The organism is Microbulbifer sp. GL-2 (assembly GCF_007183175.1).
In the GTDB taxonomy this organism is placed as follows: domain Bacteria; phylum Pseudomonadota; class Gammaproteobacteria; order Pseudomonadales; family Cellvibrionaceae; genus Microbulbifer.
This window is the reverse complement of the sequence record NZ_AP019807.1, coordinates 1,617,251-1,643,867: the sequence shown is the minus strand read 5'-3', so window position 1 is coordinate 1,643,867 and position 26,617 is coordinate 1,617,251. Positions and strand designations below refer to the sequence as shown.

The 26,617-nt window shown below is 53.6% G+C and carries 27 protein-coding genes; 15 read left to right on the top strand and 12 right to left on the bottom strand.

From position 1 onward, the window contains the following. Positions 1-68: 68 nt before the first annotated feature. Positions 69-623, top strand: a complete 555-nt coding sequence (locus tag GL2_RS07165) for a rhomboid family intramembrane serine protease (protein WP_143730012.1) — start codon at positions 69-71, stop codon at positions 621-623. A 724-nt stretch (positions 624-1,347) separates the two neighbouring features. Then, positions 1,348-3,072 carry a S8 family peptidase gene (locus GL2_RS07160; RefSeq protein WP_143730011.1) on the top strand — a complete coding sequence of 575 codons (1,725 nt, stop codon included), beginning with the start codon at positions 1,348-1,350 and terminating at the stop codon, positions 3,070-3,072. Positions 3,073-3,155: 83 nt separating this feature from the next. Here the strand turns inward: GL2_RS07160 and GL2_RS07155 are convergent, their stop codons facing one another. Then, entirely contained in the window at positions 3,156-3,698 is a 543-nt protein-coding gene (locus GL2_RS07155; protein WP_143730010.1) for a carboxymuconolactone decarboxylase family protein, read from the bottom strand. A 158-nt stretch (positions 3,699-3,856) separates the two neighbouring features. Here GL2_RS07155 and GL2_RS07150 point away from each other — a divergent pair, with 158 nt between their 5' ends. The 6 genes from GL2_RS07150 to GL2_RS07125 all read left to right on the top strand — a co-directional run bounded on the left by GL2_RS07150 (position 3,857) and on the right by GL2_RS07125 (position 9,756). Then, positions 3,857-4,453 (top strand): TetR/AcrR family transcriptional regulator, encoded by a 597-nt coding sequence (locus GL2_RS07150; RefSeq protein WP_143730009.1) that lies wholly within the window; start codon positions 3,857-3,859, stop codon positions 4,451-4,453. A 92-nt stretch (positions 4,454-4,545) separates the two neighbouring features. Then, the gene (locus GL2_RS07145; protein WP_232053785.1) at positions 4,546-5,841 is read left to right on the top strand and encodes a sterol desaturase family protein; all 1,296 of its coding nucleotides are present in this window, start codon (positions 4,546-4,548) and stop codon (positions 5,839-5,841) included. Between the two features lie 235 nt (positions 5,842-6,076). Next, on the top strand, positions 6,077-6,697 hold the full coding sequence (gmk, locus tag GL2_RS07140) for a guanylate kinase (protein ID WP_143730008.1): 621 nt from the start codon (positions 6,077-6,079) through the stop codon (positions 6,695-6,697). A gap of 100 nt (positions 6,698-6,797) precedes the next feature. Further along, positions 6,798-7,061: a DNA-directed RNA polymerase subunit omega gene (gene rpoZ / locus GL2_RS07135; RefSeq protein WP_143730007.1), complete on the top strand. Its 264-nt coding sequence runs from the start codon at positions 6,798-6,800 to the stop codon at positions 7,059-7,061. Positions 7,062-7,115: 54 nt separating this feature from the next. After that, the gene (spoT, locus tag GL2_RS07130; RefSeq protein WP_143730006.1) at positions 7,116-9,233 is read left to right on the top strand and encodes a bifunctional GTP diphosphokinase/guanosine-3',5'-bis pyrophosphate 3'-pyrophosphohydrolase; all 2,118 of its coding nucleotides are present in this window, start codon (positions 7,116-7,118) and stop codon (positions 9,231-9,233) included. Positions 9,234-9,372: 139 nt separating this feature from the next. Next, on the top strand, positions 9,373-9,756 hold the full coding sequence (locus tag GL2_RS07125; protein WP_143730005.1) for a Rid family detoxifying hydrolase: 384 nt from the start codon (positions 9,373-9,375) through the stop codon (positions 9,754-9,756). 57 nt (positions 9,757-9,813) lie between these two features. Here GL2_RS07125 and GL2_RS07120 read toward each other — a convergent pair whose 3' ends face one another. Continuing rightward, complete coding sequence (locus GL2_RS07120; RefSeq protein ID WP_143730004.1) at positions 9,814-10,698, bottom strand: NAD-dependent epimerase/dehydratase family protein; 885 nt, start codon at positions 10,696-10,698, stop codon at positions 9,814-9,816. A 234-nt stretch (positions 10,699-10,932) separates the two neighbouring features. Then, positions 10,933-11,193 carry a GlsB/YeaQ/YmgE family stress response membrane protein gene (locus GL2_RS07115; RefSeq protein ID WP_020413961.1) on the bottom strand — a complete coding sequence of 87 codons (261 nt, stop codon included), beginning with the start codon at positions 11,191-11,193 and terminating at the stop codon, positions 10,933-10,935. Positions 11,194-11,383: 190 nt separating this feature from the next. Between GL2_RS07115 and GL2_RS07110 the strand changes: the two genes are divergently transcribed. Together GL2_RS07110 and recG are read left to right on the top strand one after the other, a co-directional pair. Continuing rightward, positions 11,384-12,307 carry a hydrogen peroxide-inducible genes activator gene (locus tag GL2_RS07110; RefSeq protein WP_143730003.1) on the top strand — a complete coding sequence of 308 codons (924 nt, stop codon included), beginning with the start codon at positions 11,384-11,386 and terminating at the stop codon, positions 12,305-12,307. Further along, on the top strand, positions 12,286-14,388 hold the full coding sequence (recG, locus tag GL2_RS07105; RefSeq protein ID WP_143730002.1) for an ATP-dependent DNA helicase RecG: 2,103 nt from the start codon (positions 12,286-12,288) through the stop codon (positions 14,386-14,388). The genes GL2_RS07110 and recG overlap by 22 nt, the downstream gene beginning before the upstream one ends. 11 nt (positions 14,389-14,399) lie before the next feature. Here recG and GL2_RS07100 read toward each other — a convergent pair whose 3' ends face one another. Continuing rightward, complete coding sequence (locus tag GL2_RS07100; RefSeq protein ID WP_143730001.1) at positions 14,400-15,719, bottom strand: dicarboxylate/amino acid:cation symporter; 1,320 nt, start codon at positions 15,717-15,719, stop codon at positions 14,400-14,402. Positions 15,720-15,875: 156 nt separating this feature from the next. Between GL2_RS07100 and GL2_RS07095 the strand changes: the two genes are divergently transcribed. The 4 genes from GL2_RS07095 (at position 15,876) to phoR (ending at position 19,636) form a co-directional block, all read left to right on the top strand. Further along, entirely contained in the window at positions 15,876-16,460 is a 585-nt protein-coding gene (locus GL2_RS07095; RefSeq protein ID WP_232053784.1) for a chorismate lyase, read from the top strand. Between the two features lie 57 nt (positions 16,461-16,517). Beyond that, a complete protein-coding gene (gene ubiA, locus GL2_RS07090) occupies positions 16,518-17,360 on the top strand; it encodes a 4-hydroxybenzoate octaprenyltransferase (RefSeq protein WP_143732817.1) in 843 nt (280 codons plus the stop codon). A 109-nt stretch (positions 17,361-17,469) separates the two neighbouring features. Further along, on the top strand, positions 17,470-18,174 hold the full coding sequence (phoB, locus tag GL2_RS07085) for a phosphate regulon transcriptional regulator PhoB (RefSeq protein WP_143730000.1): 705 nt from the start codon (positions 17,470-17,472) through the stop codon (positions 18,172-18,174). 136 nt (positions 18,175-18,310) lie between these two features. Beyond that, a complete protein-coding gene (gene phoR / locus GL2_RS07080) occupies positions 18,311-19,636 on the top strand; it encodes a phosphate regulon sensor histidine kinase PhoR (RefSeq protein ID WP_143729999.1) in 1,326 nt (441 codons plus the stop codon). A 35-nt stretch (positions 19,637-19,671) separates the two neighbouring features. Here phoR and GL2_RS07075 read toward each other — a convergent pair whose 3' ends face one another. The 4 genes from GL2_RS07075 to GL2_RS07060 form a co-directional block, all read right to left on the bottom strand. Continuing rightward, complete coding sequence (locus tag GL2_RS07075; protein WP_143729998.1) at positions 19,672-20,031, bottom strand: hypothetical protein; 360 nt, start codon at positions 20,029-20,031, stop codon at positions 19,672-19,674. A gap of 12 nt (positions 20,032-20,043) precedes the next feature. Further along, a complete protein-coding gene (locus tag GL2_RS07070; RefSeq protein WP_143729997.1) occupies positions 20,044-20,652 on the bottom strand; it encodes a DUF938 domain-containing protein in 609 nt (202 codons plus the stop codon). Next, complete coding sequence (gene yaaA, locus GL2_RS07065; RefSeq protein WP_143729996.1) at positions 20,649-21,425, bottom strand: peroxide stress protein YaaA; 777 nt, start codon at positions 21,423-21,425, stop codon at positions 20,649-20,651. Before yaaA ends, GL2_RS07070 begins: the two co-directional genes overlap by 4 nt. Positions 21,426-21,578: 153 nt before the next feature. Beyond that, positions 21,579-22,058 (bottom strand): DUF4265 domain-containing protein, encoded by a 480-nt coding sequence (locus GL2_RS07060; RefSeq protein ID WP_143729995.1) that lies wholly within the window; start codon positions 22,056-22,058, stop codon positions 21,579-21,581. Between the two features lie 70 nt (positions 22,059-22,128). On the opposite strand from GL2_RS07060, the gene GL2_RS07055 reads away from it, so the two are divergent. Further along, positions 22,129-23,412 carry a M48 family metalloprotease gene (locus GL2_RS07055; protein WP_143729994.1) on the top strand — a complete coding sequence of 428 codons (1,284 nt, stop codon included), beginning with the start codon at positions 22,129-22,131 and terminating at the stop codon, positions 23,410-23,412. A gap of 61 nt (positions 23,413-23,473) precedes the next feature. Here GL2_RS07055 and GL2_RS07050 read toward each other — a convergent pair whose 3' ends face one another. The 4 genes from GL2_RS07050 to pstB form a co-directional block, all read right to left on the bottom strand. Next, entirely contained in the window at positions 23,474-24,322 is an 849-nt protein-coding gene (locus tag GL2_RS07050) for a putative porin (RefSeq protein ID WP_143729993.1), read from the bottom strand. Between the two features lie 292 nt (positions 24,323-24,614). Beyond that, positions 24,615-24,929, bottom strand: a complete 315-nt coding sequence (locus GL2_RS07045; protein ID WP_143729992.1) for an antibiotic biosynthesis monooxygenase — start codon at positions 24,927-24,929, stop codon at positions 24,615-24,617. Positions 24,930-25,011: 82 nt separating this feature from the next. After that, positions 25,012-25,713: a phosphate signaling complex protein PhoU gene (phoU, locus tag GL2_RS07040; RefSeq protein WP_143729991.1), complete on the bottom strand. Its 702-nt coding sequence runs from the start codon at positions 25,711-25,713 to the stop codon at positions 25,012-25,014. A 25-nt stretch (positions 25,714-25,738) separates the two neighbouring features. Then, positions 25,739-26,617 (bottom strand): phosphate ABC transporter ATP-binding protein PstB, encoded by an 879-nt coding sequence (gene pstB, locus GL2_RS07035; RefSeq protein WP_143729990.1) that lies wholly within the window; start codon positions 26,615-26,617, stop codon positions 25,739-25,741.

Here is a 26,617-nt window from a genome sequence, read left to right as displayed (position 1 = left end):
ATCAATATTTGTAACCCGTGACAAAATTTCCCGCTATCTATCCCGCCTCATGATAAATAACAAGACTTATGCGAAACAGTATTAAATGGGTTGTGGCTATATTTTCAGTATTAGCCACTATTGAAATTATTAATATACTTACTGGCCGATCGCTAAACTATTTCGGCCTAATTCCCAGGTCTGCCAGCCATCTACCCCACATTTTTTCAGCTCCATTGTTACATGGAAGTCTTTGGCATTTCCTATCAAATATATTAACCCTGTGTATTTTTAGCTTTTTAGTATTACAGTATGGAGTTAAAACCTACCTAAAAGTAACACTGGCCATAATTATTGCCACCGGGCTTACCGTTTGGCTATTTGCTAGAGGCGGAAATCACCTGGGATCAAGTTCAGTCGTTTATGGCTACTTAGGATTTTTACTGCTTGCCGGCTTTATCAGTAAGCACTTCAGCCGTTTAATTATATCAATTTTTGTAGGACTGGCTTATGGCGGGCTTATCCTGGGAGTGTTACCACAAGGAAATTATATTTCTTGGGAGTCGCACCTATTTGGTTTTATTTTCGGCATATTGTCTGCAAAGGTTTGGGCGCACACTCCCAGTTATAACATGACTCAATAGAATACACCTGCTTAGTTACTAGCTTAGTCATTACTGTAAACAAAGAAAGCAGAAACTGAATAGAGTTCAAAAAATAATTCATCAATAGAAAATAATAACCACCCAAACCTGCCTTTTTGAAGCCGCCATAACATTCTTAGTCTGACAGCAGGCTGAGTTTTCCACAACCAGAGATATATTCGTAGACGACTTTATTACCAGCGGGGCCATCGAAATGGGTGGGGGGCAACGCCCTCATCCAGACCTTCATGGTAATTTTTTTCCAGGACCGATCCTAGGATATCGACACATCTAAAGTTACGTAGCAGTCCAAAAAATGCATAACGTTATTTCCTGTCTAGCCGAAAAATTATAATAAATTTCCACTTAAAAATTTTTCACACTTTTACCAACGCCCACCTTGCGAACTACGACACACTTTTCCGATAGACAAATTTTTAATACCTGACTTTTTTCTCAAAAATTATAAATTTGTCGCTGTAAGCTACATAAGTTGTCGAGTCTCCACTGAGGACAATGATTTCGACATCGTTATATACCTGTGCCAGATTGAAACTCTGGTACCAATTTTGACCAAAGTGACTATTTGATTTCGAGCTCAACAGTTTTTTGGTCTACCCGGTTAACAAATTATTTTTGTCAATTCAGGGTGAATCAGGAGTAACTGGCCTGCCAGAATATTTACTGGCTGCCAGATAAATATAATCTCGGAGAAATAACAATAATGAAAGAATCACTGAAAAGTCTCTTGCAGAAGACAGCTCTGGCGAGCGCGATTTCACTAGTGTGCGCAACGCCTTTCGCCGCCCATGCGGAGGAAGCGGACAACACATTGATGACCGATCGCATCATCGTAAAATACAAAAATAACGCCAAGGTCGGCCGGGCTGCCACTATGGCCAAGGAGACCGTAGAGAGGGCCTCACGTCGCGCCGGTCACAAGATGCGTCACTTGCGTCGCATGGCCACTGGTGCCCAGGTAATGCGACTGGAAGGTCGAAAAAATAAGGCTGAAATAAACGCGATTATCAGCCGCCTGAAGCAGGATCCGGATGTGGAGTATGCTGAGCCTGATCGGATTATGCGCGCTATGGCAGTGCCCAATGACCCGAGCTATCTCAATCAATGGCACTATTTCGAATCCACCGGGGGCTTGAACCTGCCATCGGCCTGGGATGTCACCCAGGGTGAAGGCGCGGTTGTCGCTGTACTCGATACCGGTTATCGCCCACATCCCGATCTGGTAGGCAACATACTGCCGGGCTACGATATGATTTCCGATACCTTTGTCTCTGTGGATGGCGATGGCCGCGATAGCGATGCCACTGATCCAGGTGACTGGTATACCAACAAGGCCTGTGGCGATGATCCGCGTATCCCCTCTGAAAGCGACAGTAGCTGGCACGGCACGCACGTAGCAGGCACCATCGCCGGGGTCTCCAACAATAATATGGGAATTGCCGGCGTCGCTTACAAAGCCAAGGTTGTTCCTGTTCGAGTACTAGGCCGCTGCGGTGGCTATACCTCTGATATTGCCGACGGCATTATTTGGGGAGCAGGCGGCTCTGTCAGTGGCCTGCCGACTAACGCCAATCCAGCCCAAGTACTCAACTTGAGCCTCGGTGGGGGCGGCAGTTGTGACACTACAACCCAAAATGCCATCAATACCGCACGCAGCCTGGGCGCCACCGTTGTAGTTGCCGCTGGTAATGACAATACTAATGCAAGCCAGTTCAGCCCTGCAAGCTGTAATGGAGTGATTACCGTTGCAGCCACTAACCGCAATGGCGGCCGCTCTTACTATTCCAACTACGGTAATGTAGTGGATGTTGCCGCACCGGGTGGAGCACAGAGCTTCCTCAACGATCCGAATGGTATTCTGTCTACACACAATAGCGGCGCGACAAACCCAAGCAGTGATAGCTACTTTTACAGCCAGGGAACCAGTATGGCTGCGCCTCACGTTGCCGGTGCTGCTGCGCTGCTCTACTCCGTTAATCCAAACCTGACTCCGGATGAGGTGGAATCAATCCTAACCAGTACTGCGCGTAGCTTCCCGTCCTCATGCAGTAGTTGTGGTACCGGTATTGTCGATGCGACTGCGGCTGTAGCAATGGCCAGCGGCGATGACGGTGGTGGCAACGGAAATGGCGATGGGGTTAGCTGGACAGAAACCAACCTCTCCGGTGGCTGGCGCAGCCGGAGCGACTTCACTATCGAAGTGGCATCAGGCACCTCTTCCCTGAATGTACAAATGTACGGTGGCGAGGGTGATGCAGACCTGTATGTAGGGCACAGTAATGCCTCAGAGTGGGCATGCACCTCCAGGAATTCGAGCAATAACGAAAGCTGTACAATCAGCAATCCACAGTCAGGTACCTGGGATATCACCGTATATGGCTATAGATCTTATACCGGTGCAACACTGGAGGCAGAGGCAGCGCCCTAAGTAACTAACTGGCCCTACCTCTTTAGAGAAAGGCCGGCTTATGCCGGCCTTTCTCTCACTCTCCCACGATAAAACTACCCCAATTAGCGTACAAAAGAAGCAAACTGGGCATCTACTGGCGTGTCGGCAAGGTGATTGATGTAATTGCTCATCACTTTCTGCGCAACACCGACAATAATGTCCAGCATATTTTGCCGGTTATAACCGGCACCATAGAAGCGCTCCAATACCTCATCAGATACCACTCCGCGTTCACGCACAATCGCCAAAGTAGTCTCTCTCAACACCTCCAGCTTTTCGGTAGGAAGGGGAGTTTTGTTACGCAACGCTTCGTTAATTGCATCATCCACTTTCATAGCTTTGGCAATTGCACTATGCGCCGGCACACAGTAATGGCAGTTGTGTTCCACATTGATGGTTTGCCACACCACCGTCATTTCCTCTGCATTAAAGGCACTATCAATAAAGAGCTGATGTAGGTCCTGGTAGGCCGCCAATGCCTGGGGCGACTCTGCCATCACCCCGTGCAAATTGGGGATAGAGCCAAAAGCCTTGATGGATTTCTGTAACAAGGGCCTGCTTCCCTCTGGTGCACTGTCGAGATCGTAAACCTGAAACTCTTTCATCACTGAACCAACCTTCTTTGTCTGGAATTAAATAATTGAGCGATCGATCAATTACTGCTTAGGCTACATAAATTTGAGCGTCCGTTCAACAATAAATGTTGATTGGCGTATGCCTTCTTTCAGGGTAAAATTTGAGCAATCGCTCAATTGGAGGCAGTATGGCCAATACCGCGAAATTCAGCCGTCAGGAAGTTTTGCAGAAGGCAACCTGGCTATTCTGGCAAAGAGGATTTCACGCTACCTCAACTCGTGATTTACAGCAGGCCACCAACCTGCGCCCTGGCAGTATTTATGCGGCTTTCGGCAGTAAATCTGGACTTTTCAAAGAGGTTCTTCACTTTTATGCCCAAAATCGCAACAACCTTCTCCGGCAGTGTATGGCCCAGGGGAAGACCACACTGGATGGCTTACGGGCTTATTTCCGCCACATACTGCTGGGTCACGATGCCGATGCCCCGAATGAACTCTGCCTGCTGGCAAAAGCCATCTCTGAACTGGCCGAAAGCGAGGAGGAGTTATTGGGTGAAACTCGCGCCCTTTTGGCTGCACATGGGGCAAAGTTCCGCCAATATGTGGAAGACGCGATGGCCAGCGGGGAGCTGGGGGAAGATACAGATTCAGATTTGCTCGCCCAGCAGTTACAGGTCCAAATGATCGGGCTACGTACTTTTCTTCGTGCCACTTCTGATCGCGCGGCAGTGGAGCAGATGATTGGGAAACTATTCGATTCGGCAACGACACGGACAGAAAGTTGAAGGGAATTAATGCTGGGAGCCTGATTTTTTCCGGCGAACACTGACGGATTTCGGAATCCAGCCCTTGTGGACATAGGCCCCGCGGGGCCTGTATGGCAAAGTCAGACATTACGGTATCGAGTAATAACTATAATGAGGTCACCGTGAGTCTGATTACCTTTGCTATCCCATTTTTCCTGATCGCCATCCTGGCGGAACTTGCTCTTGACCGCTGGAAGGGTTGGGGGGTTTATCGCCTCAACGATACTCTGGGCAATCTCAGCACCGGCATCCTCAGTCGCATACTGGGCCTGACCTACAAAAGCTTATTTCTGGTTATTTACATCCCGCTATTTCAGTTGCTGCAACCCTACTATCAGATGGTTGGTTTCGACTGGTCCATGAGCAATGGCTGGCACCTGGTGATGGCCGTGATCGCCTACGATTTCTGCTACTACTGGAAGCACCGGATCTGCCATGAAATCAATGTTTTCTGGGCCGAACATCTAGTCCATCACCAGAGCGAGGACTACAACCTGAGCACCGCCCTGCGCCAATCCAGCGGCGGCCTACAACTGGACTGGATTTTCTACCTGCCCCTACTGCTAATCGGTCTGCCCGCAGAGATGGTGATTGTCGCCGGCGCGCTGGATCTGATTTACCAGTTCTGGGTGCATACCCAGAAGATTCCCAAAGTCCGCTGGATGGAGTGGCTGCTTATCACCCCGTCCAACCACCGCGTGCACCACGCACAAAACAAGGTGTATGTGGATAAAAACTACGGGGGAATCCTGATCCTGTGGGACCGGCTGTTTGGTACCTACCAGGAAGAGCTCGAACACGAACCTTGCATCTATGGCGTGCGCAAGGCCCTCAACACGTTCGACCCCCTGGCAGCCAACCTGCAACACTTGAAGCGTATGGCCCTGGATGCCTGGTATACCAAAAGCTGGTGGGACAAACTCACGTTATGGTTCCGCCCAACAGGCTATCGACCTGCCGATGCAGAAGCGGCTATGCCCGTACCTTCCACCGATCTGACTCACTTCCAACGCTTTGACCCCGAGATTCGTTACGCTCGCCGTATCTATGCCCTGGCCCAGCACCTTTGCTATTCCGCCGCCACCCTGAGCCTGCTTTGGTATTATCAGGCACTCAGCCTGACTCAGTTGTTAGGTATTGTGGCCACACTGGTCTTCTGTCTGGTAATCAATGGCCGCATCCTCGACGGCTACCACCTGGTGAAGTACCTGGAGCCCCTGCGCCTCGCTCTTTTGGTTGGGCTCCTGCCACTGCTAAATGCCCAATTTGTCCCACTTTTTATTGCCTATATCTCTATCAGCGCACTTATGTGGTGGTGGTTGGCAATCACTGACAAAGAGGATAAAGTCGCTGTCGTTAGCGATTAGCAACAAGGGGCAAACCTCAGTCGCAAGATGTTGGTGGTGATTGAGCAAACTCCTGCTGGGCGATCCCGGCCGGGCTCAGGGGTGCAGTCTGTAGCGCACGCCTGAAACTCCCAACATATACCCCCAACTCCGGCCGGGGTTTAGCCTCTCCCCACCACAGTATCCTACCGTTTGAAGCCAACTAATGTAGCGGCTTCGGTTATAATGCACGCTTTGCCCTCGAACAGGATCAGTTGTGCCTACAGGAACACTCTATACCGTGTCCGCACCTTCAGGTGCGGGGAAGACCAGCTTGGTAAAGGCGTTGGTAGACAACGACAATCAGGTCACCGTCTCCATTTCCCATACCACCCGGGCAATGCGTCCCGGTGAGGTCAACGGTGTCGACTACCACTTTGTGGAGCGCGATGAGTTCCTGGCGATGCTCGAACAGAATGCCTTTCTCGAGCATGCCCAGGTATACGGCGACAATTATTACGGCACTTCCAAAGGCAGTATCGAGGAAATTCTCGCCAGCGGACGGGACGTGATCCTGGAAATCGACTGGCAAGGTGCCGCCCAGGTGCGCCACTTGCTGCCGGATACCGTAGGCATTTTTATTCTGCCACCATCCCAGGAAGCGCTGCGCCAACGCCTCACAGGGCGAGGCCAGGACGATCAGTCCATAATTGATCGGCGCATGGACCAGGCCATCGATGAGATGACTCACTATGTCGAGGCGGATTACCTGGTAATCAATGATGACTTTGAGCAGGCCCTGCTGGAGCTTCGCGCTATCCTCACCGCCCAGCGCCAGCGCCTCGAACAACAACAATTGCACCACGGTGAGCTATTGAAGGCACTGCTGCGCCATTGAGCCGATTGATCGAATTGCGTACACTCCACGGTCCGGTAAAATAACCGGTCCCCCGAACAGAATTTGCCCCTCCGGGCACAGTGAATGGAACCCAAAGTTTATGGCACGTATTACAGTTGAAGATTGCCTCGAGCACGTCGACAACCGCTTCGAACTCGTTATCGTGGGCAGCAAGCGCGCCCGCCAGATCGCTACCGGCGGCCAGGACCCCATGGTTCCAGAAGAGAATGACAAACCCACCGTGATTGCCCTGCGCGAAATCGAGGAAGGCCTGGTAGACGCCAGTATCCTCGACCAGCCCGATCGCGAAGAGGCCCCGGCGCCGATGGCAGTCCCGGCCTACCTGTCCGATCAGGAAATCTGATCCGGGCGGTTCGAACTGGAAGTTTTATGAGTTATACGAGAGGCGCGCGCGGCATTGCACACCATCGATAGTCTGGCCCACCGCCTCTCCTCATACCTGCCCCCCGACCAGATCCAGATAGTCCGTCGCGCTTACTTCTACGCGGAGCAAGCTCACGACGGGCAGCAGCGCCGTTCCGGCGAACCCTATGTGACCCACCCGTTGGCGGTGGCGACTATCCTCGCGGGCATGCATATGGATCACGAGAGCCTGGCCGCAGCCATGCTCCACGACGTGATCGAAGATACGGGAATTCCCAGAGCAGCCCTGGCTGAACAGTTTGGCGGCGAAGTAGCAGACATCGTCGACGGCGTCTCCAAACTGACCCAGTTTGAAACCGACAGTGCGGCGGAGAAGCAGGCGGAAAACTTCCAGAAAATGGCCCTGGCTATGGCACGCGATATCCGCGTGATCCTGGTTAAACTGGCCGACCGCCTACACAACATGCGCACCCTAGGCGCATTAAAACCGCAGAAGCGCGCACGTATCGCCCGTGAAACCCTGGAAATCTACGCCCCTATTGCCCACCGCCTGGGTATGAATGATGTGCGTATCGAGTTCGAAGACCGCGCCTTCTTCGCGATCTATCCACTGCGCGCCAGCCGCTTGCGCGCCGCCCTCGTCGCCGCGCGCGGCAACCGCAAGGAGCTGCTGGAACAAATCCAGAATGCCATTGAACTGCGCCTGCAGCGCGAGGGCATCAGTTCCCTGGTCATCGGCCGCGAAAAGCACTTGTTCAGCATCTATCAGAAGATGCGCACCAAGAAGAAATCCTTCAAGGAAATCATGGATGTCTACGCTTTCCGCATTATCGTGGACAGCGTGGATACCTGCTATCGGGTATTGGGTGTGATGCACAGCCTGTACAAACCGGTAATTTCTGAGTTCAAGGACTATATCGCCATCCCCAAATCCAACGGCTACCAATCACTGCACACCGTATTGCTCGGCATGCACGGGGTGCCGATCGAGGTACAGGTTCGCACCAAAGAGATGGATGAGATGGCCAACAGCGGTATCGCCGCCCACTGGCTGTACAAAGCCTCCGGCGATGAGGTGATCAACACCGGTGGCACCAGCCAGGTACGCGCACGCCGCTGGGTGCAGGGTCTACTGGAAATGCAGCAGCGCGCCGGTGATTCACTGGAGTTTATTGAAAACGTCAAAATCGACCTGTTTCCCGATGAAGTGTATGTATTCACCCCGAAGGGACAGATTGTCGACCTGCCTGCCGGCGCCACCGCAGTAGATTTCGCCTACTCAGTACATACCGATATCGGCAACTCCTGCGTGGCGGTGCGTATCAACCAGCGCTTGGCACCGCTATCGCAGCCGCTTGAAAGCGGCCAGAGAGTGGAGATCCTCACCCGCAAAAGCGCACAGCCAAATCCTAATTGGCTTAATTTTGTCGTCACCGCCAAAGCGCGCAGTGCAATTCGCCACTTCCTCAAACACCAGCGCCATCACGATTCCATTGCCCTAGGCCGGCGCCTGCTGGAAAAAGCCCTGGGCAAATTCGATACGCGTCTTGAAGAGCTGACACCAGAACAACTCGAGCGCGGCCTGCAAGAAGCCAAGTGCGCAACCCTGGAGAAGTTGCTGGAAGAGATAGGCTTGGGCAACAAAGTCGCTTTCTCCGCCGCAAAGCTGCTGGCGCCGATACATAGTGAAGAAGCAGAAACCGGCAATATATCCTCGCCGCTGGCCATTGATGCCCAGGAGGGCATGATGATCAGCTTTGCACGCTGCTGCCGCCCGATACCCGGGGATACCATCATCGGCCATATCAGCTCCGGCAAAGGGGTGGTGGTACACCGCGATACCTGCCGTAACACCAATGAGTTTCGCGAGCATCCGGAAAATCTGATGCTGGTGAACTGGTCGCCCGATGTCACCGGAGAATTCCTCGGCGATGTACGTGTGGAAGTGGAATCGGAGCGCGGCATTATCGCGCGCCTGGCCACCCGCATTACTGAGGAGGGCGCCAGTATCGAACAGATCAACGTGGATGAAAAAGACGCACACAATAGCGTCATCTCACTGACTCTGGAGGTGAGTGGACGAGTCCACCTGGCGAGAGTCATGAAACGCCTGCGCAACCTGCCATCGGTAATCCGCATCTCTCGCCCCTGAAGTATTTCGGTGCTCAGCGGCTCATTACTGCCCGTCTTCAGGTAGTGGCATAAAGGCCGCCGATGCCGCTGCCATTCGCCACTAAAGCGCGCTATATTTACCCGCTTTCCGTAAATAGCAATAAGTAATGGAGTGCCCCATGCCCAACCGTGCGATCATCAAGACTGACAGGGCTCCGGCAGCAGCCGGGACCTATTCACAGGCGGTGAAGGTCAACAATACGGTTTACCTGTCCGGGCAAATAGGACTGTCACCAGAAACCCAGCAGATGGTTTCCGGTAATTTCACCGACGAGGCACGCCAGGTATTTCACAACCTTGGCGCCGTCTGCGAGGCAGCGGATGGCTCACTCAGCCATATTGTGAAGCTGAATCTGTATATTACCGATAGCAGCAACTTCGCCGCCGTTAATGAGGTAATGGCGGAGTTCTTCCAGGAACCTTATCCGGCGCGAGCCACCGTAGTCGTCAAAGAGCTGCCCCTGGGAGCCCAGTTTGAGGCCGAAGGCGTGATGGTGCCTTAGTTTCCAGTATCAACAACACCAGAGCCGGGCCAACAAATCACCCGGCTCCAGCTGCGCCTAACCTTCCGCTTCCAGTAGAGCGCCATAGCCCACTTTGTAATCCGGATATTTCAGCTCATAGCCACTGGCCAGCATGCGCTGGTTGCTGAGTTTTTTCGAGCGGCGCTCGCTTGTCTGAACTATTTCGCGCAAATGGGCACTGGTGTACCCCATTGCTTTAACCAGCCACTGCTGCAACTCATACATGGGCACAGGCTTGCTGTCAGCGCCTATATACAATGGTTCTGGACTCCATCCCTGCTTGTGCCTCTCAATCAGGTGCAGCAAAAAGCCAATGCAGTCATCCACATGAATGCGGTTACTGTATTGCGGGGGCTGCGGTGGCGCACAGCGCCCCGCACGCACCTGGGATAGCAAACGGTCTCGGCCCGGTCCATAAATACCGGCAAAGCGCACGATACAGGTGCCGGGTATGGCCGAACGAATTATATCCTCCGCTGCCAACAGGGACTCACCCTGAAAACCACTGGGAACCGGTGACGTCTGCTCATCGATAAAATCTTCACCACTCTGTCCGTAAACACGGCTGGAAGATACCCACAGCACCAGGCGAGGTGGCTTGGGCAGGTGTGGAATAGCCTCAGCAAGAGCCCGGGCGGTTTCCACATATGCGCGCTGGTAGCCACTGGGCGTATGTTCGTCGGGGGTAAATGTGGCGAGGACAATATCAGCGCCGCCCGCCAGCAAACGCTCAATATCCCCAGCCTTGGTGGCGTCTCCCCGGCGCCAGTTAACAACATCGGCTCGGCGCTTACTCGCCAGGGCCACCAGAGGGTTGCGGCGCATGCCGTAGACACTGTATTTCTTGCGGTCGATATTCAGCGCTAAGCGCGCTCCAAGGTCACCACACCCAAGGATCCAAAGCTTTTCTTGTTGTGTCATATAGTTCCCGGCAAAAGGGCACCAGAGGCAACGCCATTTGCCATATTCCCTTAATTTTTATGCTGTTGAGTCCTGTTGGAGAAACTGTGGACCCGGTGTTACCCGGACCCTGCTTACCCGGTTACTCCGGGCACTCCAAAATTAACCCGCAAACGATTGCGGCACCACCATCCATGGATACCGAAGCGAGGCACTTCCGTGCCCCGCAAATCAAACTGCCGCTCTGGTTATGAACTAGTTACCACGCCGTTTGAGTAAACGGTATACCGCCAGAAAGATTATCGCACCAATGGTTGCTGTTATTATGTCGCCAAATCCGAAACCGGTCACGGGTCCACCGAAACCGATTAATGCGCCGAGCCAGCCGCCGATAAACGCACCGATAATGCCGATCACCATGGTTACTATCCAACCACCGGGATCTTTGCCCGGCATGATCCACTTGGCCAAGGCGCCGGCAATCAGTCCGAGAATGATCCAGGATAGAACTCCCATGGCGTTTCTCCGTTCGGTGTGCCCCCATACAGATATAGCAAAATTTTGCGCCTCAATCCCCTATCCACTCCCATAATTGGTAAATTTTTCCAACTTTCAACTTCTCGAGACAAGATGAAGTACGGTATTGGCCAACAGCTATTATTTATGAATAATAGCTATTACCTGAGGCCATTTAATTGTCTTTACCATGACTCTCAATGAATTGCGCTACATAGTCACTCTCGCCCAGGAACAGCATTTTGGCCGCGCCGCCGAGCGCTGTTACGTGAGCCAGCCAACCCTGTCTATTGCAGTTAAAAAACTGGAAAAGGAACTGGGTGTAGCGCTGTTTGAGCGCTCCAAGACCCGGGTCCAGGCTACCCCTCTAGGGGAGCGTATCGTGGCCCAGGCGCAGCTCGTACTTGAGCAATCGGCAGCGATCAAGGACATCGCCAGTGCCGGCAAGGACCAGCTGGTAAGCCCTCTTTCCGTTGGTGCAATTTTCACCATCGGACCCTACCTGTTTCCGCACTTTATCCCACAGCTGCAACACCTGGCTCCCGAAATGCCACTGTACGTAGAGGAGGGCTATACCGCCGTCCTGCGCCAGAGGCTGCGCAAGGGAGAGCTGGACGCGATTATTATCGCACTGCCATTTACCGAGCCGGATGTGGTCACACAACCCCTCTACGACGAGCCTTTTGTAGTGCTGATGCCCACCGGGCACCCCCTCACCAAGTTTGAGAGCATCGATCCGGAGCAACTCACAGAGGACAACGTACTATTGCTGGGTGAGGGCCACTGTTTCCGCGACCAGGTGCTCGAAGCCTGCCCACACCTGCAGCTGACCATGGAGAAGGATACCGGCGGCGGGGGTATCCGGACCGCCGCCGACGGCAGCTCGCTGGAGACCCTGCGCCACATGGTGGCCTCAGGACTGGGTATCACAGTGTTACCGCTATCCGCTGCCGCGGCATCGCAATACGCAAGCGGGTTACTGGAAACCCGCCCCTTTATCGCGCCGGGCCCACGCCGCACAGTCGCCCTGGCCTGGCGCGCCAGTTTCCCGCGCCACCGCGCCATTGACATTCTGCGTGAGGCGATCAGCCAGTGTCACCTGATCGAGCCCTGACCAGCCTTGCAGAACAACCTGTCACTGCTCTCAAAGGGGTAGGGGACAAGTTTGCCCTGGTGCTGGCCAAGCTGCACATTCACTCCCTGCAGGATCTGCTATTTCATTTACCGCTGCGCTACCAGGACCGCACCCGCATAGTGCCGGTTGCCGGGCTGACCGCAGGTATGGACGCAGTCATCGAAGGCGAAGTGACTGCCGCTGATGTCGTTTTCGGTCGACGGCGCAGTCTGGTTGTAAAATTGCAGGATATGAGTGGCAGCATCACTCTGCGGTTTTTCCATTTTTCTGCAGCGCAGAAAAACCGTTTCGCCCGCGGTGCACGCCTGCGCTGCTTTGGTGAGGCACGTCGCGGCGCCGCCGGCCTGGAGCTCTACCACCCGGAAACCGAAGTGGTGGGCAGCGAGAATGCAGCCACTGAAGAAACTCTCACCCCGGTTTACCCCCTGACCGAGGGTGTTAGCCAGGGACGCATGCGCGGACTGTTACAGCAAGCCGTAGCGCTCTTGCGCGGCGGCGCCGTCACCGAGTTACTACCCGCGGAGTTGCTACCCAAAGTATTGCGTTACCCGCTCAGGGACGCCTTGATTTACCTGCACTCACCTCCCGCCGGCACCCAGCTGGAACAGCTCGGCGCCGGTATACACCCGGCACAGCAACGCCTGGCGCTGGAGGAGTTACTCGCCCACCACTTAAGTCTGCTGGAGCTGCGTCGCAATAGCGCCAGGGTTGCTGCACCGCCGCTGCCGGTAAACGAATCCCTGGAGAGGGACTTTCTCTCGCGCCTGCCATTCTCACTCACCGGGGCACAGCAGCGGGTATGTGAGGAAATCTCCGAAGATCTCACCCTGAACAGCCCTATGATGCGCCTTTTGCAGGGAGATGTCGGTGCCGGTAAGACCCTGGTGGCAGCCATGGCCGCGCTCAAGGGCATCGGTGCAGGGGCCCAGGTTGCCGTAATGGCGCCCACGGAGATTCTTGCAGAGCAACACAGAGTCAACTTCTGTAACTGGCTCGAACCTCTCGGAATACAAGTGGCCCAACTGACCGGCAGTCTAAAGGCCGCTGAGCGGCGCGAGCAGCTGGCAAAAGTAGCCAGCGGTGAAGCACAACTGGTGGTTGGCACCCATGCGCTTTTCCAGGAGGAGGTGACTTTCCACAACCTGGTGCTGGTGATTATCGATGAGCAGCACCGCTTTGGTGTACGTCAGCGCCTGGAGCTTCGTGAAAAAGGCGCCGCCAGCGGTGCCACCGGTCGGTTACAGCCCCACCAGTTGATCATGACCGCAACTCCGATTCCACGCACCCTGGCCATGTCGGCCTTTGCCGATCTGGACTGCTCAATCATTGATGAGCTTCCGCCGGGAAGACAGCCCATCAATACCGTGGCAATTTCCAATGATCGTCGTGACCAGGTGATGGAGCGGGTGCACAGTGCCATTGCCGAGGGCCGCCAAGCCTATTGGGTCTGCACCCTGATTGAAGAATCAGAGAGTCTGCAGGCACAGGCAGCAGAATCTACCGCCGAGGAACTGGCAGAGATGCTGGATGGCGTGCGTGTGGCCCTGGTACACGGGCGTCTTAAAGCGGAGCAGAAAGAGCAGGTAATGAGCGCTTTCAAGGCAGGTGAAGTGGATCTGTTAGTAGCGACCACCGTGATCGAGGTAGGGGTGGATGTGCCCAATGCCAGTTTGATGATTATCGAAAATCCTGAGCGGCTCGGCTTGGCCCAGCTGCACCAGCTGCGCGGTCGCGTGGGGCGCGGCTCCATCGCCAGCCACTGTGTGCTGCTCTATGGCACCCCCTTATCGCAAAATGGGCGCGCACGCTTGCAGGCGCTGCGCCAACACAGTGATGGTTTTGCTATTGCCGAGGAAGACCTGCGCCTGCGCGGGCCGGGGGAAATCCTCGGCACCCGCCAGACTGGGGAGATCCAGCACCGCATAGCCGACCTGCAGAGAGATGCCGAGCTGCTGCCACAGGTGCAGAGGATTGCCACATCCCCAGCGCTGGATCAGGAGATGCGAAGCCAGCTGATTAAGCGCTGGCTGCAGAACAAGCCCCGTTTTGCCGAGGCTTGATGAAAGGCGCCTCAGTGGGCGCCAACGGTACTCTGGTTATCGTTGATACTCACGCTCTTGTAGTTGGAATCGTAATAAGTCTCTTCATCCAAAGCGCCTTCACTTTTTGCCACCACACTACTCACCACCGCATCGCCAGTAATATTCACCGCAGTGCGCACCATATCCAGCAAGCGGTCGACGCCGATCACGATAGCAATCCCCTCCAGTGGCAGACCCACCTGCTGCAGCACCATACCGAGCATAATCAGGCCGACACCGGGCACCCCGGCGGTACCGATAGAAGCCAGAGTCGCTGTAAGAATCACTGTCAGGTATCCCGTCAGACCAATATCCACACCGAAGAACTGAGCAATAAAGACGGTCGCCACCCCCTGCATAATCGCCGTGCCATCCATATTGATCGTGGCGCCCAGGGGAACAGTAAAGGCAGCGATCTTGTTGTCCACACCGAGGCGCTTCTCTACAGTCGACAGGGTCACCGGTATCGTGGCTGCGGATGACGCGGTGCTAAAGGCGAATACCATGGTGGACCACATTTTCTTCAGCAGCTCCAGTGGGTTTAGGCCACTCAACAACTTCAACAGTATTGAGTAAGTGCCCAAGGCGTGGAGCAGCAGGGCACCCAGCACGACCAGGAAATATTTCCCTAGCTGCAGTAAACCTGCAAATCCCAGGTCGGCAAAGGTTTTCGCCAGCAGAGCAAAAACTCCGTAAGGAGCAAACACCATCAGCACACCCACCATACGCAGTACGACAGCATTGAGGTCATTGAAGAAAGCTGCAATACGCTGGCCCGGCTCGCCACAGCGGGAAATCGCATAGCCCATCAGCAGGGCAAATACGATAATCTGCAGCATATTGCCTTCAGCCATAGCCGCTACTGGATTCGTGGGGAAAATGTTCACCAGCACTTCGGAAAGCGGTGGGGATTCCTTTGGCTGATAAGCCTCGGTGGCTTCTGCCGCGGTTTCGCTCACACCAACACCAGGTTGGAATATCAATGCCAGACACAGAGCCAAGGTAATAGCGATAGCCGTGGTCAGCATATAGAGCAAAACAGTTTTACCCGCCAGCGGCCCGATACGGCTGCCCTCAGACAGTGCACATGCGCCACTAATCAGAGAAACTAGTACCAGTGGTACCACCATCAGCTTCAGCGAGGCAATAAAGATTCGACCGATTATGTCGAACAGCCCTTCGGTCAGATATAGGTTAATGGCGGTGGTTGCACCCTCGCCGAGCAGCTGGCTCATGTTCAGGAAATTGAACAAGCACCCCAGCAGAATGCCAGCAATCATCCCCAGCAGAATTTTTGTAGTCAGCCCCATAACAAGCTTCTCTTTATGGATTCGTTATAGATTCGTTGTTTTCATTAAAGAGGGCACTATATCCACTGGCGCCTCGGGGAGCAAAAGTGCAACAGGGTGAGGCCAGCCGCCAGCGGGCGAGGTACAATACGATTTTCCCAGACTGCGGAGTTATCGTTGCACCAATCTCCATTTGTACCCACCGGCGATTGGCGTGGGCAACCTCTAGAGCCAACACTACCCCAACCTCCCGAATCACTGCTGCCGTGGCTGGAGTATCCGGGATCACTGACGGCCGCCCTGAAACAACAGAGCGGGGGGGATTTTCGTGTACAAGTGCTCTTTCAGGGCTGGCAGCTCCCCCTTGCCGAAGAATGTCTCACCCTCAAACTACACGAGCACAGTCGCGCCCTGGTGCGGGAAGTTTTGTTGTATGGCCGAGGCCAACCCTGGGTCTATGCGCGCAGTGTACTGCCGATGCGCAGTCTGCAAGGCAAGTCACGCAATTTGCGCAGCCTGGACGATCGCCCATTGGGAGAGTTACTGTTCAGTGAACCGGGTATCCATCGAGGCGATATTCAATTTAATCGCCTGCAGCGCAACCCCAAGATTCAGCTGGAACCTCTCTGCAGCGAGAATGAAAATGCCTGGGGGCGCCGCTCTACTTTCTGGCTGCGGGGTAAACCTTTACTGGTGGCTGAGACTTTTCTCTCGAGCTTCCAACCCGAGACCCCACCTATGGCCAACGCAGTCACTAACTAGACACCAGGAGAGTCCACCGTGATCAGCCAACAGATTGCCACCCGCTGGCCCTCAATCATGCCCTACTGGCAGCTGGCCCGTATGGACAAGCCCATTGGCTCCCTGTTACTGCTGTGGCCCACTTGGGCGGCACTGTGGCTCGCTGCAGGTGGTTGGCCAGGACTGCACTTGCTGACTGTATTCACCCTTGGGGTGATACTAATGCGAGCAGCCGGCTGCGCTGTAAACGATTTTGCCGATCGCGAAATCGATGGCAAGGTAAAACGCACTGTAGCGCGGCCGCTGGCCACTGGCAGTATCCCCCCAAAAGCAGCGCTCGGTCTTTTCGCTGGGCTCAGCCTGGCAGCCTTCGGGTTGGTACTAACGACCAACCAGTTAACCATTCTCCTTTCCCTGCCAGCCCTGGCCCTGGCCTTCTGCTATCCCTTTGCCAAGCGCCATACCCACCTGCCACAAGTGGTTCTGGGTGCCGCATTCAGCATGGGGATCCCCATGGCTTTCGCCGCAGTAACTGGCGAAATCCCACCTCAGGCCTGGCTTCTCTATGTTGCCAATTTGCTTTGGACCCTTTGTTACGACACTTTTTACGCAATGGTGGATCGGGATGACGATCTGAAAATCGGGGTCAAATCCACGGCAATCCTGTTTGGCGAGATGGACAAGGCGATGACTGCAACCCTGCAGCTACTCGTGCTAATGGCGCTGCTGCTTATTGGCCAGCGCTTTGATTTGGGGGGCATTTACCACCTTTCCCTGGTCGTTGTGGCCGCACTGTTCACCTACCAGCAGTGGTTGATACGCGAGCGAAAGAGAGAGGCTTGCTTTCAAGCGTTTATCAATAACAACTGGGTGGGGTTGGCGATATTTGCCGGAATTTCCCTGCATTATGTGCTGCATTAGGCAAAGACTGGGGGACAGGAAGTAACCGTCATATATTTGTCATATAAATGCCGTTTAATCCCCGGCCATAACCGGGAAATCCTGACAACAGAGCGGGTATGGCAGGCAAATGCACAGTAAAACGATCCTGATTGTCGATGACGAAGCCCCTGTACGCGATATGCTGCGGGTCGCTCTGGAAATGGCTGACTATCGCTGCCTCGAAGCGGAAAATGCCCAGGAGGCCCACGCCCTGGTCATAGATGAAAAGCCGGACCTGATCTTACTCGATTGGATGCTGCCGGATGTCTCCGGTGTCGAGTTGGCCCGGCGCCTCAAGCGTGATGAACTGACTACTTCAGTACCTATCATCATGCTCACCGCCAAGGGCGAAGAAGACAATAAAATCAAGGCCTTAGAGACCGGCGCTGACGATTATATCACCAAACCTTTCTCCCCCAGAGAGCTGGTCGCACGCCTTAAAGCGGTGCTGCGTCGCGCCGGACCAGCCACCCCGGAGGATCCCCTGAGCGCAGGCAACCTGGTGCTGGACCCACTCAGTCATCGGGTCACCATCAAGGGACAACCTGTAGATATGGGACCCACCGAATTCCGCCTGCTGACCTTTTTCCTCTCCCACCAGGAGCGCGCCTACACCCGCACCCAATTGCTGGACCACGTCTGGGGCGGCAATGTATATGTCGAGGAGCGCACCGTGGACGTACATATCCGTCGGCTGCGTAAGGCCCTGACAATGGACGGTCACGACCGCTATATCCAGACAGTACGCGGCACTGGCTACCGATTTTCTGTGCAAACTGTCGAAAAAGTGTGACAATTCACAAAGATCGGCACTGACTCCCACGGGAACCCTCGGTCATATTTGAAAGCTGCAGGTTTCCAAGATGTATTGAGTGCGAAAGGCTGCTAAACAAACCCTTTCGCCGTCCGTCAGGTAACACGGCAACGCTATGTTGGATCGCAGTATTGGCGAATTTTCACGTTTTGTAATTATCTCCCTGGGCTGCACCATTCTTGGGTTCACCTCAGGCAATTGGTCACTCGCCCTGATAGCGGGCCTGGCCGCCTACCTAATATCTTTATTGTGGCAACAGCAGCGTTTCAACCGCTGGTTGGCCAACGGCCGGCGCGGGCCCGCGCCAACGGCCTTCGGCATCTGGGGCGAAATCTACGACGATTTTTATCGCATGCAGCGCCGCCACCGCCGCGAGAAACAAAAACTCCACGCCATGCTGCGCCGAGTGCAGGATAGCACCGGCGCCCTGCGTGAGGGTATAGTCGCACTGGAAAACGGCGATCACCTGGCTTGGTGGAACCCAGCTGCCGGAGAGCTCCTCGGCCTGCAGGCCAGCGATAGCGGGCAATCCCTGGTTAACTTTGTGCGCGATCCCGGCTTTGTCAGCTATATGCACAGCGAGGATACCGACTCACAGGAACCCCTGACCCTACCCGCTCCAGGTAATGAGACACTGCGCCTGCAGCTGGAGGTGACCCGTTACGGAAAGGATGAAGCGCTGGTTATCGTTCGCGATATCACCCGCCTGCACAACCTTGAGCAGATGCGTCGTGACTTTGTCGCCAATGTTTCTCATGAGTTACGCACCCCCCTGACAGTTATCGCTGGTTACCTGGAAACCCTTCAGGGCAGCGATATGGCTCCGCCTGCATGGCAACGTCCTCTGGCACAAATGGGAGAGCAGGCCTCCCGTATGACCACCCTGGTCAATGATTTATTACTTCTGGCACGCCTTGAGACTTCGGAGCGCACAGGCGACGACATGCCAGTGGATGTGCAGGAGCTGATGGAACGGGTCGCACGCGAGGCGCGCAGCTTCAGCGGCGGCCGCCACCAGATAGAAGTGCACAGCGAAACCCACAACTGTATTTGCGGCGATGCCAGCGAGCTGTACAGTGCCTTCGCCAACCTGGTGCTGAACGCAGTGAAGTACAGCCCTGAAGAGGGGGAAATCAAACTGCGCTGGTGGCAGGACAGCCTGGGGGGACACTTTAGTGTCGAGGACCGAGGTATCGGCATAGATCCAATGCATATTCCGCGCCTGACAGAGCGCTTCTACCGGGTAGATCCCGGCCGCTCGCGGGACAGCGGCGGCACCGGTCTGGGGCTGGCGATCGTGAAGCATGTATTACTGCGCCACGATGGAGAGATGAGTGTTGAAAGCACTCCCGCCCAGGGCAGCACTTTCACTTTGCACTTCCCACAACAAAAGGTGGCAGGCAAAGTGGAGAAAACACCTGAGGTAGTGGCGGGCACCTGACACCGCCTTATCCGGGCTCCTAAGCTGAGGCAGGACTATTCAAATTCCTCCAGCCTTATCTGCTCTCCGTTCTTTGTATAGGTGCTCTCATCCTCATCATTGACCCGGTTGCTCTCGCGACGCAGGATGAGGTGGTGCAACTGCAGATCACCATCACGCAGCAGCAGATGCTCATTGCCCTCATCATCTGTAGGCAGGGGCCTGGTGCCTAACAAGGCATCACGCAACGCACGTAGACGGGACACATCCTTGTAGCGGTTCAGATCATTGGAAAGACGCATTTTCATGCGCTCGCTCTCATGAAGAGCGGCCGCAGTTTCACGATATTTGGCAAAAAAGAACACGGCGCCTATGGCAAAGGCCACAATTACTGTCACTTCAAACCACGCAGGCATATCTACTCCTTATTATTTATTATCGTTTTTACGCCAGACCACCAATTGGTTGTTGGCCGGCAGGTAATTGAGTTCTTCGCGTTGCATCCCGGCATCGTCGGCAAGTTTATCCAACCACTCCAGATCGCGGATGCCACTAGCTGGGTCGCGCTCCTTGAGCCAGAGGTCAAAATCGGCATTACTCGGCCCGACAAAAACCCCATCAATTTTCATTGGGCCATAGACAATCAATTGCCCACCGGGTTGCAGGACAGAGTGCAACTTATGGAAAAAGCGCTGCACCGAGCCCCTCGACATAATATGTAGGGTGTTAGCAGTGAAGACCGTATCCACATTGAGCTCAGGCCAGTCTTTGTCAACATCCAGGGCAAGCGGCGGCCTCAGGTTTTGTGCGGGCTGCTTCTCCAGCCAGGCGCGAACCCCCGGTAACATATCCACACGTTCCGAAGTCTGCCAGGTCAGCTGGGGCAATTGTGGAGCAAAGTAAACCGCATGCTGTCCAGTGCCACTACCAACTTCCAGTACTTTCCGGCTATTGGCCAACAGGCGCCGGAGATGCCCCAGGATCGGCTCCCGGTTGCGTACGCAGGAGGGTGCATCCGGCAGGAGAGACTCGCTCATTGCGCCTCGTCCCGGGTAAATATCCAGTCTCTCTCACTGGACATTTCAGGGTTGAATTCATAGCCCGCCACATCGAAACCCTTGAGCTGCTCTGCTTTTTTAACCCGCTGGTCGATGGCCCAACGACTCATCATGCCCCGCGCCTTCTTGGCGAAAAAGCTGATCATTTTGTATTCCCCGTTTTTCAGGTCCTTAAAGTGCGGGGTGATTATCTCGGCATCGAGCTCTTTGGGTTTAACCGATTTAAAGTACTCGTTGGAGGCAAGATTCACTAATTCACGGCTTTTCAGGCTGTGTAACTGCTTATTAAGAGCCTCTGTGATTTGCTTTCCCCAGAACTCGTACAGGTTTTTACCGCGGGAATTTTCAAACTTGGTTCCCATTTCCAGGCGGTAAGGCTGCATCAGGTCCATGGGGCGCAAAAGGCCATAGAGCCCCGACAGCATACGCAAGTGTTTCTGCGCATAATTGAAATCCCGCTTAGCCATAGACTGGGCATCGAGGCCGGTATAAACATCGCCCTTAAAAGCGAGTAGGGCGGGGCGTGAATTCCGGACCGTAAAAGGCCGCTTCCACGCCTGGAAACGGTCGTAATTCAAGATACCGAGCTTGTCGGAAACTATCATCCGACTGGAAATCTGTTGCGGACTGAGTTCGCGCAGCTCCTTGATCAGTGCTGCAGACTCCTTGAGAAAATCCGGCTGGGTAGTTTCCAGTTCGGGGATTTCGCTTTCGTAGTCCAGCGTTTTCGCTGGAGAAATCACAATTAACATCGGATGCCTTACGTTCTTCTTCTGCCTGGCCACCGGTACCGTGATCTCTCACTACCAGTGACATTCAACACCAGTCATGACCCTGGATATGTCTTGGGGTTTCGCCAGGAGCTGCACTCACCACGCTACTACCTTAAGCTGTCACAAACGCAGTTATTCCGGCTTTAAAATATCCTGCCACCAGTTCAGCGGCGTCTGGCCATCCTTGGGATCATACACATTACCGTAATACCAGACGCTATTGGCTCCATCGCAAGCACCGTTAAGAAGCTTCTCGATCTTGTCGAAGCCACAGCTGACATGGATGCTGTAAACCAGCATACGCGGAACTTCCAGGTCCAATTCACCTCCAAGTTTCTCCAGTTGCGGGGTTAATTTATCAGAAAGCTCTGCGCTGTCAGCGCGGCAAAATACCCGAATCGCCAGGTTGCCGGAACGCTTTACCAGTTCGAACTGCTGGGTGTCCTTGTCCACCTTGATGCTATCGCCACTAGCAATGCCTTTGATAAATGCGGGCGAGCGTACCAGCTGACAACTGTCGTCCTCGTTGATGCGCACCTGAAGGCGCTCCACCACCGGCTCGCCATCCGGATTGGTACCCGCAAACAACTCGATTACCTGTAGTGCTGTCATAACCTCTCTTTCCCGGACTGTGTACAATGGGTGATCGTTAAATACCCAGCATTATACAGGGAGGCAGGCAATGATCTCGCGCAACCAGACTTTATTCGCCGCTGCGGCGTTTGTAGCAACCTCTGTGCTCAGCGGTTGCGTCGTCAACCCAGTGACCGGAGAACAGCAATTCTCACTGGTCTCCCCCCAGCAGGAGTTGAACCTGGGACAGCAGCAATACCCTATCAACCAACAGCAACAGGGTGGAAAGTACACCATAGACCCCAGTCTGCAGGACTATGTGAACCGGGTTGGACAAAAGCTGGCACGGGTTTCCGACCAGCCCCAGTTACCTTATGAGTTCGTTGTGCTCAACAATTCCGTGCCCAACGCCTGGGCACTACCCGGCGGTAAGATTGCCATTAACCGTGGTTTGCTGGTGTTGCTGGATGATGAGGCAGAATTGGCCGCGGTATTGGGCCACGAAATCGTACACGCCGCCGCACGGCACTCCGCTACCGCTATGTCCCAGCAGCAAGTGCTGGGCGCAGGGCTTGCAGTCCTGGGCGCCGCAACAAAAGACACCGCCTACGCAGACCTGATTTCCAGCGGCAGCCAACTGGGTGGCTCAGCTTATATCGCGCGCTACGGTCGCGGCAATGAATTACAGTCCGATGAATATGGGATGAAATATATGGCCGCTGCCGGCTATGATCCCCAGGGGGCGGTTCGCCTGCAGCGTAAGTTTGTCCAGCTCTCCAACAGTCGCCAAACCAATGGTCTTGAAGCACTCTTCGCCAGCCATCCCCCTTCGCAATCCCGTATCAGTGCCAATATTGAACACAGTAAATCACTACCCAAGGGCGTAACCAATCGAGATGCCTATCAAAAGGCCATAGCCCAGTTAAAGCGCGATGCAGATGCCTACAAAAATTATGATGATGCGATGAAGGCGGCGAGTAAAAAGCAGTATGACAGCGCGCTAACCTTGGTCCGTAAGGCACAAAAGCAGCAACCTAAGGAAGCTGCTTTCTTTGCTCTGGAAGGCGACCTGTTGGCGCAGAAGAAACAATACTCGAACGCCCACAAAGCCTATGACCGTGCAGTGCAGAAAAACCCAGCCCTATTTTCTCACTGGCTAAAACGCGGAATGGCGAGTACACAACTCAAGAACTACACATCTGCCGAGCGAGACTTAAGCCGCTCCCTTCGCTACCTGGATACCGCCTATGCGCATTACTATCTGGGTGAAGTCTATGAGAAACAGGGTAATGCACAGGATGCATTAAAGCATTATCAAACTGCGACAAAAGCGGGAGGGGAAATTGGCACTAAGGCGCAGGCAAGAATACTGGCGCTGACAAGAAAAAGTTAAAACTAGGAACCAAAACAACAAATAAAAAAGGCTACCGGAGGTAGCCCTTTTTGACTCTAGTTTATAGCTGTACAGTCAGTCCAACTTGATATATATCGTAGTCAACATTATCACTCTCGGTATCGGAGGCATAACCTATCTCAACAGCAACATTGCGGTTGAGGTAGTGATTCACTCCCAGGCTGTAACGATCAGCTTCGTCAAAAGTAAATGCAACTGAGGTGCGCTGAGTAAAGAAGTACTCTGTGCCCAGAGACCAGAAATCATCATCTGGAGCCCCCCAGATGTAGATGTCATCGTCAAAGTCGTGCTTAGTATATTGCAATTCTGCAGTTAGATACTGTTCACCACCCAGGTGCATGAAGTACTTGGAAGACAGTGTACCACTGTCCAGCTCCTCATCTATACTCAGATTAAAACCAATATAATTATTGCCACTTAACTGGTGGTTGTAGCGCATATCCAAAGAAAACTCATTATCGCTATCATTATCGATATGATTCAGAGTTACCAGGAAATCAGGAGTAAACAAGTACCCTATAGATTGATAGTCTACATTTCCTTCCCATAGATTTAAAATACCCGCGCCAAATACAAGGCCATTCGATGCAAAGTATTCACCACCTGCTGAGAAAGTGTCTAGGTCAAAGCTACCACTATTGTAGTGACGGTAACCCCCATAAATATTGCTGACCTTATTGATATATTCAAACTCTTTCAGCGGCCCCAGGGTTTCCTTCTGACCAAAGAAATAGGTCGTACTAGCTGTGAATCGATCCTCATCCAAATCAAAAAAATCATAATCATAATCTGTATTAGCGTAATGGAGCTTCGTAATAGAATTGTATTCCTCAGCACCAGCAGTAGCCGCGAAAAGTATCAGGGGAAGAGCAGCAAGCTTGAATCTCATATCAAAATCCTTCGTTAACGTTGGGATCCAAATTGGGCAGCGGATTGTAACAAAAGTTTTTTAGTTCGCAACAACAGCAAATTACAAAAATTCAGTTAACTATTTTTTTGCGGCAAGTTGAATAAAACAGGTGGCTGAATTGACTGGAACAAAAAGATAAAAATACTTGTAATGCAGCGTAATAATTAACTGAAAAAACAAATCACAAAAAATAATATAATTTTATATTTTTTTAATTCTTATCAGCCACACTGGCTTTATTCAGCTTACATTCAGTTTGGATTCACTAATATTAATCCAAGCTAAAATTAACAACCCATTGCGGATCTTCAAATTCACCCAATGAACGAATTTCGACGAAGGGGGCAACACTACGAATGATTTTTTCGATCTCCACTGAATGCTGTGCCTGCATTGCACCCCTATCGTCCTTACAACGCCAAGTGGCAACAGCAAGCAACTTTCTTGGATCATCAATTTTCCGGTGAAGTTCCGTTCCCATCGCGCCGGGATATTGCTGAATTAACCTGGACGCCCGTACCCAGGCCTCTGCATATTCCTCAGCACTGAATCCCTCTTTAATATGAACTTCGAAAATATATTTCATCGCTTCTTCTCAGGACGCCCGAGCTGGAAAAACCTGCAATAAAAAAGGCCGCTTAATGCGACCTTTATAGCAGACTGGAAGTTCAAGACTTCCGCAGATTTTTTTCATGGCCGTGGCGGATATCCGCACCTTCCACCAAATAAACTACCTGCTCACAAATATTCTTCGCATGGTCGCCAATACGCTCCAGTGAACGCAGCGCCCAAAGCACGTTGATCACTCGCGAAATACTGCGCGGGTCTTCCATCATATAGGTAACCAGCTCGCGCACCGCGGTGCGGTAATCCATATCTACCTGCTCATCTTCCGCCAGGGTACGCAGAGCCGATTCCACATCAAAACGAGTATAGGCATCCAAGGCGTCGTTAAGCATTTTGCGTACAGCATTGGCGATATGGCGTATTTCAGTATAGCCGCGCGGCGAGGTACCTTCATCAGTGAGGGCGATGGCCATTTTTGCCACCTTGCAGGCCTCATCACCGATGCGCTCGAGGTCGCGGGCGATACGGGTTACCGACATCACCATACGCAAATCTGAAGCAGCGGGCTGGCGCTTGGCGATAATCAAAGTTGCGTGCTCGTCGAGGGCCATCTCACTTTTATCGATCTCCTCTTCGACACGCAGGACTTCCTCGGCCAGCTGGCTATCGGCATTGGACAAAGCGTCTACCGCATCGGCTACCTGGCGGGCGACCATGCCGCCCATTTCCAACATCTCGGTCTTGATACTCTCCAGATCTTCGTTGAATTGACGGGAGATATGCTGATCGAAGTGCATTTCCATAGTGATCCCTCGGGGCAAGACCGACTCAGCCGAAGCGGCCGGTGATATAGGCTTCGGTTAATTCGTGCTCGGGGTTGGTGAACACGGTTTCGGTATCGTTAACTTCGACAAGTTTCCCCAGGTGGAAGTAAGCCGTGCGCTGGCTGACCCGTGCCGCCTGCTGCATCGAGTGGGTAACGATGGCGATAGTGTAGTTCTCGCGCAGCTCGTCGATCAGCTCCTCAATACGAGCGGTGGCTATAGGGTCCAGAGCCGAGCAGGGCTCGTCCATCAAAATTACCTCTGGGCTCACGGCAATGGCACGGGCAATACACAAGCGCTGTTGCTGACCACCAGAGAGACCGGTACCCGGTTTATCCAAACGGTCTTTCACCTCACCCCAGAGACCCGCACGGCGCAGGCTGCTCTCTACAATTTCATCCAGATCGGCGCGACGACTGGCAATACCATGGATCTTTGGGCCATAGGCGACGTTTTCATAAATTGTCTTGGGGAAAGGGTTGGGCTTCTGGAACACCATGCCCACCCGAGCGCGCAGGGGCACTACGTCTACCTTGGGACCGTAAATAGGATCGCCATCCAGGCTCAACTCACCTTCAACACGACACCCTTCAATAGTGTCGTTCATACGGTTAAGACAGCGCAGAAAGGTGGATTTACCACAGCCTGAAGGGCCTATCATGGCCACCACTTCATTGCGGCCAATATCCAGGCTGACAGAATGGATGGCCTGGGCTTCGCCATAATAGACATCAACGTTGCGCATACGCAGTTTGGCGGTGTCACAGAAGGGCTGGCCCACGGTTTTCCGCACTTCAGCACTCGCTGCAATCTGCCCGCCAGTCAGTTCGGATTGCGCCGCTTCAGTAGTGCGCTCCGCGGCATCCAGGGTCATGGTACTCAT